Source organism: Exiguobacterium profundum (assembly GCF_001909285.1).
Classification (GTDB): Bacteria; Bacillota; Bacilli; order Exiguobacteriales; family Exiguobacteriaceae; genus Exiguobacterium; species Exiguobacterium profundum.
The window spans coordinates 141,057-152,620 of record NZ_MRSV01000001.1 but is presented as its reverse complement, the minus strand read 5'-3'; the positions used below and the strand labels follow the sequence as shown (position 1 = coordinate 152,620).

The 11,564-nt window shown below is 48.2% G+C and carries 9 protein-coding genes, 1 pseudogene and 1 other annotated feature; of the genes and pseudogenes, 6 read left to right on the top strand and 4 right to left on the bottom strand.

Features of this window, described 5'->3' with window-relative positions:
* Nucleotides 1–58: 58 nt before the first annotated feature.
* Nucleotides 59–1,738 (bottom strand): GGDEF domain-containing protein, encoded by a 1,680-nt coding sequence (locus BBB58_RS00895; RefSeq protein WP_074034910.1) that lies wholly within the window; start codon nt 1,736–1,738, stop codon nt 59–61.
* Between the two features lie 154 nt (nt 1,739–1,892).
* Nucleotides 1,893–2,104 (top strand) — a binding site (T-box leader).
* A 57-nt stretch (nt 2,105–2,161) separates the two neighbouring features.
* Between BBB58_RS00895 and argS the strand changes: the two are divergent.
* Nucleotides 2,162–3,842, top strand: a pseudogene (gene argS / locus BBB58_RS00890) (arginine--tRNA ligase).
* A 151-nt stretch (nt 3,843–3,993) separates the two neighbouring features.
* Here argS and BBB58_RS00885 read toward each other — a convergent pair.
* Both BBB58_RS00885 and BBB58_RS00880 read right to left on the bottom strand, forming a co-directional pair.
* Nucleotides 3,994–4,464: a metallophosphoesterase family protein gene (locus tag BBB58_RS00885; RefSeq protein WP_244150652.1), complete on the bottom strand. Its 471-nt coding sequence runs from the start codon at nt 4,462–4,464 to the stop codon at nt 3,994–3,996.
* Complete coding sequence (locus BBB58_RS00880) at nt 4,461–4,952, bottom strand: YajQ family cyclic di-GMP-binding protein (RefSeq protein WP_074034908.1); 492 nt, start codon at nt 4,950–4,952, stop codon at nt 4,461–4,463. The genes BBB58_RS00885 and BBB58_RS00880 overlap by 4 nt, the downstream gene beginning before the upstream one ends.
* 68 nt (nt 4,953–5,020) lie before the next feature.
* On the opposite strand from BBB58_RS00880, the gene pulA reads away from it, so the two are divergent.
* On the top strand, nt 5,021–7,018 hold the full coding sequence (gene pulA / locus BBB58_RS00875) for a type I pullulanase (protein WP_074034906.1): 1,998 nt from the start codon (nt 5,021–5,023) through the stop codon (nt 7,016–7,018).
* Between the two features lie 14 nt (nt 7,019–7,032).
* Here the strand turns inward: pulA and BBB58_RS00870 are convergent, their stop codons facing one another.
* Nucleotides 7,033–7,197: a YycC family protein gene (locus BBB58_RS00870; protein ID WP_074034904.1), complete on the bottom strand. Its 165-nt coding sequence runs from the start codon at nt 7,195–7,197 to the stop codon at nt 7,033–7,035.
* A 130-nt stretch (nt 7,198–7,327) separates the two neighbouring features.
* Here BBB58_RS00870 and BBB58_RS00865 point away from each other — a divergent pair, with 130 nt between their 5' ends.
* The 4 genes from BBB58_RS00865 (at nt 7,328) to BBB58_RS00850 (ending at nt 11,530) form a co-directional block, all read left to right on the top strand.
* Nucleotides 7,328–8,128 carry a hypothetical protein gene (locus tag BBB58_RS00865; protein ID WP_074034902.1) on the top strand — a complete coding sequence of 267 codons (801 nt, stop codon included), beginning with the start codon at nt 7,328–7,330 and terminating at the stop codon, nt 8,126–8,128.
* Between the two features lie 91 nt (nt 8,129–8,219).
* Nucleotides 8,220–10,343, top strand: coding sequence for an MMPL family transporter (locus BBB58_RS00860; protein WP_074034900.1), 2,124 nt, complete (start codon nt 8,220–8,222; stop codon nt 10,341–10,343).
* A gap of 248 nt (nt 10,344–10,591) precedes the next feature.
* A complete protein-coding gene (locus BBB58_RS00855) occupies nt 10,592–11,224 on the top strand; it encodes a YitT family protein (RefSeq protein WP_074034898.1) in 633 nt (210 codons plus the stop codon).
* A 123-nt stretch (nt 11,225–11,347) separates the two neighbouring features.
* On the top strand, nt 11,348–11,530 hold the full coding sequence (locus BBB58_RS00850; protein ID WP_031424424.1) for a hypothetical protein: 183 nt from the start codon (nt 11,348–11,350) through the stop codon (nt 11,528–11,530).
* Nucleotides 11,531–11,564: the final 34 nt, after the last annotated feature.

Here is an 11,564-nt window from a genome sequence, read left to right as displayed (position 1 = left end):
TGTTTCAAATCTGCTTGTCAACTTAAAAACTCCCCAATTCGATGTGAGAAAGGGGAGTTTACGTCGTTAAATTGTTGAAGTGCGCCACACGGTTACGTCCCGCGTATTTCCCACCGACATATAGCGCACGGTCCGCGTTTCGAATCGTATCGTCTAATCGCTTATTTCCAAACGCATCGATTGTATCGATCCCGATGGACGCAGTCACAGAAATCTCATGATGATCGACAAGGAACGGTTTCGCTTCGATTTGCTGGCGAATTCTTTCTGCAATGTCAACGGCTTGAGACATGTCACAATGATTGAGAAGCAAGATAAACTCTTCCCCACCATAACGGGCGGCAAAGTCATCAGCGCGAAGGGCTTGCCGGATACGTCGACCAAATTCCTGCAACACTTGGTCACCGACTTGATGGCCATACGTATCATTGATTTTTTTAAAGAAATCGATGTCGAGCATGGCGACCGAGATCGGATACATCGAGATGTCGGATATTTGTTGAATCCCGTATTCGTAGAAGGCGCGGGCATTGGCGAGGAGAGTCAAACTATCCGTCCGGCTCTCGGTATACAGACGATCTCGTTCATGACAACGGCTGATGGTCCGGTTGAACGACTTGAGCAACTTGAGGATTTCTTGTTGGATAATCTTCGGATACCCATATACAGGTTCTCCTGTCATCACGATCCATGTTCGGATTCCCTCGATTTCTTCCGAACGAATTGAGACGAAGCTATGGTAGTCGTCATGGAAAGCGTCAGACAATGAAGCATCCCACTCAAATCGCATCTCGTAGTCAAGGACAGGCTCGACAGGTTGACTGATATCCAGTAGCGCAAATACGATGGGGCGATCAATCGGTTGACGTGTCTTCAAGTCGAAATAGAGTGTGCGATTGAATAGCTTGAACTCGATATATCCTTCATCGTAATGGTTCAATTGTTCGCATTGACTTAAAAAGACTTCAATGGCTTGCGCTTCGCTCTGAGACAAAGAGACGGCTTCTTTCGCTTCGTCGTACTGTTCAATCAGAGATTTATACGCATCCTGTCGTCCCTTTTGAATGAGAAGTCGTTTGATGAAGAAGGTCAGTGCTGCCGCGATACTGCTCACGACAAGTAAATTCGTCTCTCGGAAGAATGCTGCGGCTAAGATGAAAATCAAACTGACGACGTATGTGTAGAAGGCGATCTTCAAAAAGTCACTCAACCCGATATCAACGCGGAACCACCATCTCACCTGATACTTTTGGAAAATGGTGTTTAAGAAGATGGCAAGAAATAACCCGGCAAGCGGGATGAATGATTCTTTCGAATAGAAATCGATTCCAGTCTCCCCACCGAGGGCGAGATAGACGGTAGCGGGAATGACAATTTCTAAGTATGCCGTAATGGCGTTCCACGGATAGGTGAAGCGAAAACGGCGTATGGCGACTTTTGGTCTCAAATTGGCGAATTGAAAGACGAATAATCCAATCTGGTTGACGATGAGTGCTGTTTCAAATCCAAAGAATAGAAATAGAATTAATACGATACTCTCAGAGAATGTGAAGTACACACCTTTGACTTCGATTGAATCGAGTTGAAAGATGATGACGAGTAATGAGATTAAAATAAAGGACAACGGATCAATGGTCGGGGCGTGCAGCACATCCAATGCAAATAATCCGATGGTGAAGCAGAACAAAACACTCCATATACTCCAACCGAGCATGGACATCTTGCGAAAGTGGTTCATGTGTTCCCTCCTAGCATGGGACATTTCAAGATATAATAGTAAAGATTCGTCATGATTTCGTGCGAGTCCTGCCTTTCTTTTATCATGCTTGAATTCTAGCATTGAGTATACAGGGAATATCCTCTATAATGAAGTTGCTTTTCAACCGCATAGACGAAAGTCGATAAAAAAGAGAGTAACGATGGTTTAGTCAACAAAGCGACCTGGGGATTGGTGAGAGCCTGGGCTGACAAACGTCGCGAAACGCACTTTTGAGATGCTATCCGAAACGAGAGTAGGCATAGCCGGAGGGAACCGTTATCACCATAAAGCGGTCTGCATCATGCAGGCAAGAAGAGTGGTACCGCGGGAATTCCCGTCTCTTTGCATCTATGCAAAGGGCGTTTTTTTTATGAGTTGTTATTGAAGAAGGAGGACATACAGATGAGTTATGAACGCAAATATGCAGAAGCACTATCCCGTGTCATCGGTGAAGAACTCACGATTGACCAAATTGAAGCATTGATTGAGAAGCCAAAACACGAGGCGCACGGTGATCTCGCGTTCCCGTGTTTCCAATTGGCGAAAGCTTACCGAAAAGCACCTGTCATGATTGCGACAGATATCGCAAATGAATTGAACGATGAATTGTTCACGAAAGTGGAGGCGGCGGGACCTTACGTCAACGTCTTCTTGAGCCGTGATATCGTATCAAAAGAAATCATCAACACCGTGCTTGAGGAAAAATCGGAATATGCGACACACGAAGCACGCAATGAAACGATTGTGACGGACTTCTCGTCACCAAACATTGCGAAGCCGTTCTCGATGGGTCACTTGCGTTCGACGGTGATTGGGAATGCGATCAACCAAATCGCACGTAAAAACGGATATGACGTCGTCGGCGTCAACCACCTTGGGGACTGGGGCACTCAGTTCGGGAAATTGATGGTCGCCTACAAGAAGTGGGGCGATGAGGAAGCGGTACGCGCCAATCCAATCGCAGAACTCTTGAAATTATACGTCCATTTCCACGAAGAGGCGAAGATACAACCAGAACTCGAAGACGAAGGCCGTGCTTGGTTCAAAAAGCTTGAAGATGGTGATACGGAAGCGACAGAGCTTTGGCAGTGGTTCCGTGACGAGTCGCTCAAAGAGTTCCAGAAAGTATATGACCTTCTTGGAGTGAAATTCGAAAGCTTCAACGGGGAAGCGTTCTATAACGATAAAATGGGACGCGTCGTCGAGATGCTAGAAAAAAAACCTCTTAGTGGAAAGTGAAGGGGCGATGGTCGTCTCGCTCGAAGAGGAGAACTTGCCACCTTGCTTGATCAAGAAAAAAGATGGCGCGACGTTGTACGCGACACGTGATTTGGCAGCGGCAATCTATCGTTACGAGACGTACAACTTCGTTCAAGCGAACTATGTCGTCGGTGGCGAACAGGCGCTCCATTTCAAACAACTCTTCTCGGTCCTTCGTAAGCTTGGATATGACTTTGTTGATGGCATGCATCACGTGCCGTTCGGCTTGATCTTGCAAGAAGGGAAGAAGATGTCGACACGTAAAGGGCGCATCGTTCTTCTTGAGGAAGTCTTGAAAGAGGCAATCGAGAAAGCGCAGGCGAACATCGAGCAGAAGAACCCGGATCTTGCGAACGCACAAGACGTTGCCCGCATGGTCGGTGTCGGCGCGGTCGTCTTCCACGATTTGAAAAACGAACGCATCAACAACATCGAGTTCGATCTCGACAGCATGCTCAAGTTCGAAGGGGAGACAGGACCTTACGTTCAATACACGAACGCTCGTGCGAACTCACTCCTTCGTAAAGGAAACTATGACGGGTCACCATTCACTGGTGCAGACGATGACTACTCATGGGGTGTCGTCACGATGCTCAATGCGTTCCCACACGTCATCACGCGTGCGCATGAACGCCGCGAACCATCAATCATCAGCCGCTATGTACTCGACCTCGCGCAAGCGTTCAACAAGTACTACGGTCACGTCCGCGTCCTAGAAGAAGATGCGAGCAAACAATCGCGTCTCGCTCTCGTCAAGGCAGTGACGCTCGTATTGACAGAAGGGCTCCGTTTACTCGGTGTCGAAGCTCCGGAAGAAATGTAAGACAGACGAAAGGACCTCAAAAAATTGAGGTCCTTTTTTGTATTCATGCTTTCATCCGCGTGACCGTTCGGGCTTCCGTGTCATATAGACACCATTCCCGATCGAAGATGACGGCGCCGACGTTAATGACGTATCGTTTTTTCTTCTTTTGTTACGGTGTCCCGAGTTCCCACGGCAGAGAGGTTCCCTTTCGGTAAATCCCGGGGATGTGACTGTGTCCGATGAAGACGAGTGGGTATTTTCCTTTCTCGACCATCGGTTCCCAGTCTTTATTCCACTTCACTTGATGTCCATGTAAAAAGCGTGCTTCCTCGAGAGTCGTCTGTTCCGGCAATAACGAAATCCGTGTTTTCACAGGATGGTCGATTACGAGCACCTCGTCGATTCGCTCTTCCTGATTGCCTCGTAGACTCGGGAATGTGAGTAACGCTTCATAATTTGGGTCGTACGTCACGACGTCTTCTACATGATGAAAGCGCTCGTGACGTCGTTTTTTGCCAACATGGCATTCGTAGAGGTCCCCGAGACAGAGAATATGCTCGGTTTCGCGACGAACGTCATCCAGGACGGCCTTTAAATCATCAAACGAACCGTGCGGGTCACTGATGATGGCGAGTTTCATCGGAAGTTCGTAAATTGGGCATCGACGGACAATTCAAGTTCACGTACGAGTTGCATGACGGCTTGAAGATCGTCACGCGACTTACCTGTCACGCGAATTTGGTCGTCCTGGATTTGCGATTTGACTTTTAGTTTTGATTCCTTGATGGCGTTGTTGATTTTCTTCGCGTCGTCTTTGTCGATGCCGCTTTTCAATTTCACACGTTGGCGAACCGTGCCGCCGAGTGCGTTCTCTACTTTTTGATAGTCGAGGTTTTTCGTCGGGACTCCGCGTTTAATCAATTTCGTGATCAAGACGTCTTTTAATTGCTCGAGTTTATAGTCGTCATCCGAGATGAGGACGAGGTCGCCACTGTCGAGGGACATCTCACTCTTTGACCCTTTGAAGTCATAACGGTTCAAAATTTCCTTTTCCGCAATTTGGATTGCGTTCTTTACTTCTTCAAGATTCATTTCTGACACGATATCGAAAGAATTGTCTTTTGCCATGTTTCATCCATCCTTTGTGTGGTTTTGTTATAATGATAGCAGATTTGAAGCAGTGAAGGAGTGAAGAGATGGAACGTACAATGGATCAACACACACATGCAGACTTAGATCACGTTGCCTATCACGGGAAAGACCTAGGGGTGACGTTCAAAGGGGAACAGATTCGACTACGAGTTTGGTCTCCGGTAGCGGAACAGATGTCGGTCAAGTTGTATCGAACAGCCCGTGCCCGTAAGTTTGAACGACTCGAGCTCGAGCTGGCTGAGAAGGGGACGTGGGTGATCGAACTCGACCGTGCCTTATTCGAAGGTCAATTTTATGTATTTGAAGCGCTGATTGATGGGAAAAAAGTAGAGTCGCTCGATCCGTATGCGAAAGTCGTCGGAGTGAATGGGAAACGAGGATGTCTGCTCGATCCGGCATCTTTGAACCCGGACCATTGGATCAAAGAACGTCCGCTATTCAATTCTTCACAAGAGGCGGTCATCTATGAGGCGCACGTCCGTGATTTGACGAGTCACCCAGAGAGTGGGGCGACGCACCGTGGGAAGTTCTTAGGGATGACCGAGACGGGTACGACGACCACGAGCGGTTACCCGACCGGACTCGATTATATTACCTCGCTTGGAATCACTCATCTCCAATTAATGCCGTTCTTTGACTACGGCTCGGTGAATGAGTCACGTGAAGGGGAAGACAATTATAACTGGGGTTACGATCCGGTTCATTACTTTGCGGTCGAAGGATCTTACGCCTCGTCGGCAGATGACCCGGCGACGCGAATTGTCGAATTGAAGGCACTGATTCAAGCGCTCCACGATCGAGGCATCCGGGTCATCATGGACGTTGTCTTCAACCACACGTATGATGCGTTGACAACACCGCTCGGGCAATTCGTCCCGGACTATTACTATCGCTTAAACGAAGACGGAACACTCGCGGATGGTTCGGCATGTGGGAATGACACGGCATCCGAGCGTGCGATGATGCGTAAGCTCATGGTCGAGTGTGTCACGTACTGGGCGAAAGAATTCATGATTGATGGGTTCCGCTTCGATTTGATGGGACTCCATGACGTCAAAACGATGAACCAGATTCGGAAAGCGCTCGACCGCGTCGACCCATCGATTCTTGTCATCGGGGAAGGGTGGGATTTGGATACACCGCTCCCGGTTCGTAAAAAAGCGAATCAGCATAATGCGCATAAGATGCCACGCATCGCCCAATTCAATGATGGGATTCGAGACGGTGTCCGAGGAGACGTCTTCATCGAAGACTTACCGGGCTGGGTGAGTGGAAACACGGATATGACAGCAGATGTGAAACGAGGGATTGCTGGTGGCATCACGAGCCAAAGTTTCGCTGATGAGCCGAACCAGGTCGTCAACTATGTAGAATGTCATGACAATTTGACGCTTTGGGACAAGTTATCCGTGACGAATCCGGAAGATGACGAGACGACACGTCGCCGTCGCCACCGTTTGGCGACGTCGATTGTGCTCCTAAGTCAAGGGATTCCATTCCTTCACAGTGGACAGGAATTTTTCCGGACAAAAGACGGGGATGAGAATAGCTTCAATTCAGGCGAAGTCATCAACCGTATGGACTGGAACCGGGCGGAGCAAGAAGCGCCAAGTGTGGAATATGTGAAAGGCCTCTTGCGTCTGCGTAAGCAATATCCGCTCTTCCGACTCGAGAACACGGAACAGATTCGCAAACACTTGCGTTTCTTTGATGAAGCAGAGGGTGTGATTGCCTTTGAATTGAGCCGTCATGTGGAAGGATATGTAGAACGACATATCGTCTACCACAACGCACTCGAGGAGGCGGTTGAGGTCAAACTTCCATCTGGCAAGTTCGAGGTGAACGTGGAGGACCATACCGTTAATCTGACGGCGCCACGTCAAGTCGAGGACCGTCATATGACGGTCGCTCCGCTCTCGACACTAGTCGTAACCGAACGTCGCCCAGATTACAGCAAGTACGCTGTTGCCGGTGGTGCGGCCCTCGCTGTAATCGGTGGTCTCTGGTATGTATCGAGAAAGCGGAAACGCAAAGAGCAGTAACCAAAAAGGAGACGTTAATCCGTCTCCTTTGGTGTGTCTTCCTCTGTTTGAGATGCCTCGAGTTGCATCATTTTTTGAACGAGGATGTGTTTTGGCATATGCATCAGTTCCTCGAGGGGGACGTTTAATTTTTTTGCGAGTTCTACTGCGGTCTCTGGTGATAGTTGTAATGGACGCATGGAAGGTCTCCTTTCTAAACGATATGTCTTTACCGTCAGTATACAGGAAAATCGAAAATGTGTTGAATGAACACATTCAAAATCGAATTTCGTTTCGGTCGTTGCTAAGCTGAAACTAGGAAGTGATCAAATGTACAAACAAACAGCAGACTTTCAATTTCATCAAACGATCGAATGGCTAGAACGTGTAGGTGAAGGTTGGATGTTGTACTTGGCGCAAACTGGATTTTTGTTCTTTGACGAGTCGTCTCAAATTCGCTGGGAGATCGACTGGAAATGGACACCATGCGCCCTATATGTGGAGCCGAATGCAAGACGTGCCGTGGCATGGTTCCAGGAAAAAGGACTTTACGGAGTCATTGATTTACAACGAGGACAGATGGAGACGCATGCGATCCCTCAACGATTCAACGGAGACTGGTTTAGCAATTTGCACTATTGGCAAGGCGATGACATCTTCTTATATTCAGCCGAATCAGATGTCGTAGCCTTGAACCTCCATGATCATACGTTTCGATATAGCCGCTATGAAGAAGTCCCTGTCTTTGGGAACATCATCGAGCTAGCGTATCAAGAGACGTATGATTTTGAACGATTCACACCTGAAACGTGTGTGACATTGTTCGATGAACGAACTCATCATTTTTTAGTTGAAATTGTGAAGACGAAAGAAACCTGGCGCATTCCATACGAAGGAAACCGCGACACGGTCATTCTCGATCAAGTGGGAGAAACGACGGCGATCACATCGACAGAGTCGTTCCAACTGTTTCATCGAGAGGAAGAATTATTTTGCTCAAGCGTGTGTGCAGACAACCAATTATTGAAGGTAATGCTGTTAGATGAACGAGGGGATCGACTCGTCGTCTTGTCCGCACCACCTCGATTTTGTCATAGCTGGCTTCAAGTCTTTGAACGACAAGAGTCCTGAACCGAACCTAGGTTCAGGAATTTTTTGTGAAGTGTTGATGAATGAATCGAGAAACGGGAAGTAGATGGATAGACAGGGAGGAGTGACATCAATGGAATGGTTAGGTAGGCAGTTGGTTCGTTTTCGGTATGGCGTATTACTCATATGGGCGATTTTACTCGCGGGTTCAGTTTATTTCGGGCTACAGCTCCCGGGTGAGTTGAGAGGAAACGGATTTGCCATTCAAGACGGACGTTTCCAACAGGTAGAAGATCAGTTGAATGAACGATTTGATCGAGCAGGTGCTTCAATGATCGTCTTATTTGAAGGAGGAAATCTGGAGGCGGTCATGGACGAACAACAAGACCGTTTTGGGGAAATTTCATCAATTGATGGCGTGATTACCCCGGCGGAGAATCCGGACGCGCGTTCAGGGGACGTATCCTATTTCGTGCTGGAATTCGAAGATTATGATGCGGCGGAATCCTCGATCGATGCCGTCCGAGACGCGCTCATCGTTGATACGGATACCGAAGTCCGCTTGACGGGAGAACCGGTCTTTGCGGATGACTTAAACGAAGCTTCGAAAAATGACTTGATTCGAGCGGAGTTGATTGGGATTCCGGTCGCGCTTCTCGTGTTGTTGCTTGTTTTCGGCACACCGCTCGCCGCGCTCATGCCGTTACTCGTCGGGTTGATTACCTTTATTGTCGCAGCGGGATCGCTATTCTTTTTTGCACAAAACATGGAATTATCTATCTTTGTTCTCAATGCCGTCGCCATGATTGCGATTGCGCTTGGGATTGATTTTTCACTGTTACTCGTCAATCGGTATCGGGAAGAGTTAACGCGCGGGCAATCGAGAGAAGAGGCGATTGTCCGGACGGTAGCGACGGCGGGACGCTCGATTCTCTTTTCAGGTCTATGTGTCTTTGTCGGATTAGCCGGACTCCTATTTATTCAAGTAGATGTCTTTCAGGCGGTCGCGCTCGGTGCCCTCATTGCCGTCGCGGGGGCCGTGCTATCTGCACTGACCTTGTTGCCGTCGTCGCTTTACTTAGTCGGTGACGCCTTGAATAAAGGACGAATCATCAAGACAGATGAGACGAAATCTGAAAAGCGCTGGCAAAAACTTGCTCGCTTCGTGATGAGACGTCCGGTGACGATGACGCTCATTGCTTTGTTGATCCTGCTCCCGAGTCTTTGGTTCGTGCGCGACCTAGAGTTGAACATTCCGGACGCCGATGCGCTCCCTACCTCATATGAATCACGAGCGGCACTCGAACGATGGGACGATGTGTTTGGGGATAACTCGACCGATGCGGTCCTTCTGTTTGAAGCGAACGATTTGACCGATCCGATGATTTTAGAGGAATTGACGAGTCTCACAGATGAGTTAAACGAGGTCGATATTGTCGATAATGTCTCGACTTTCTTAACGACATCCGGATTGACGCCTGAGACGTTTACGCAACTCGCCGAAGCGGCGCCAGAACAACTCGCCCCACTTGAGCGACTTGTGACCCTTGATGGGAATACAGATTTGGCGCTCGTGAATGTCAGCTTCGATGTACCTCCGAGCGACAAAGAAGCGCAAGCATTCGTACGCGATTGGCGAGACAAAGGGTTTGAAGTCGGCGGACCGGCAGCCTTCAATGAAGAGATTTATGATGAGATTTATGACAGCATTCCCTATGCGGTCATCACCGTCATCTTGGCAACCTTCTTCATCCTCATGTGGGCGTTCCGATCCATCTTGATTCCAATCAAGGCGATTCTTATGAACGTGCTTGGTCTTGGGGCGACGTTCGGTTTACTCGTCATCATTTTTGAATCAGTTTTTGTGTACGATGCAGAAACAATCAGTATTTTGACACCGGTGTTCATCTTCTCACTCGTCTTTGGATTGTCGATGGACTATGAGGTATTTCTCGTTTCGCGAATCGAGGAATATTACCGCGAGACGGGCGACAATGACTATGCGACGGAGATGGGGCTTGCGAAGACGAGTAAAATCATCACTTCAGCCGCCATCATTATGATCGTCGTGACGGGTGCGTTCGCCTTTACGGGTGTGAGCCCGATCAAACAGCTCGGCGTGGGGATTGCGCTCGCCATCTTCATTGATGCGACCATCATCCGGATCCTGCTCGTTCCGTCTCTCATGAAACTGTTCGGGGAGTGGAACTGGTGGTGGTTCGGAAAGAAAGATTTACCGAAACGTAACATGCACTAAAGGTAAAATTCATGAACTGAATCAAAATGTGTGGTAAACTACGTACAAGATTACGCGCAATTTGAGAAAGGAAGGTCTTTATGGATACCGAGAGGACATGGCCTCTGTTCCAACTTCCGGACTTCTAGCGTTGACTGATCGCTTACACGTGTATCAATCAACAAACGGAAGATCGGAGATGGAACAGATGGAACCGCAGCTACGACTGAGGATCCTCCTCTCCGTCAAGAACGGGGAGGACAATCGGAATGAAACGAGTTGCTACCATAGTGCTCGGAACGCTGATCATGGCGTTCGGTTATTATTATTTGAATGAACAGTTTGGTTTGGCGGAAGGCGGGTTCGTCGGATTATCGCTACTCGGTCGTTATTTATTTGATATCGACCCGGCGATTTCGATGATCGTGCTCGACATCCCATTTTTTATCGTCGCTTTGTGGTGGAGAGGATGGCGTTTTGTCGGGCAAGCGGTACTAGCCGCTTCGTCCTTGTCGCTTAGTTATGCGATGTGGGACCGTCTCGACTTGCTCACGTTTGATATTCAAATATGGCCGGCAACATTGTTTGCGGCCATCGCGAGTGGGATTGTAACCGGATATGGTCTCGGTCTTGTCTTGAAGTCAGGCGGGGCTACCGGGGGCGATGACTTATTCGCTCTTGGCTTATCGAAATGGACAGGTGTGTCGGTCGGTACGATTCTGATTATTTTTGATGTGATCGTCCTTGGGATTTCACTCATCTATTTACCATTATCGAACGCATTGTATACTCTCATCGCAGTATCGATTGCCGGAAGGGTCGTCACAAAGATGCTCGTCGTCGACGAACCGAAAGCGACACCCGTCGCACCAAATTGGACACCAAAAAACGATCTCGCATGAGATCGTTTTTTTATGAAGAGTGAGAGCGAGTTAGGTTGGCTTGAATCCCGATGAAAAAAAATTACTGTTAACAAATCGAGAGTGGTACAATGAACTATAGATTGAATTTCTGGTGGTGAGAAGATGAACCGTAACATCGTAAACTTGAGTATCCTCGCATTACTTATGGCAGTGATGGTAATGAATAACCTGGAAGGACTGCACACGCTCAAAACGATTGTGAACAGTCTGGCAATGCTGACGCTATCTGTCATTGGAATCATGTTCATAACGAACTATGCGAAAAATAAGAAACAAGCTATGTGATGAAATAGGTGGCTGGCGCTGCCTATTTTCTTTT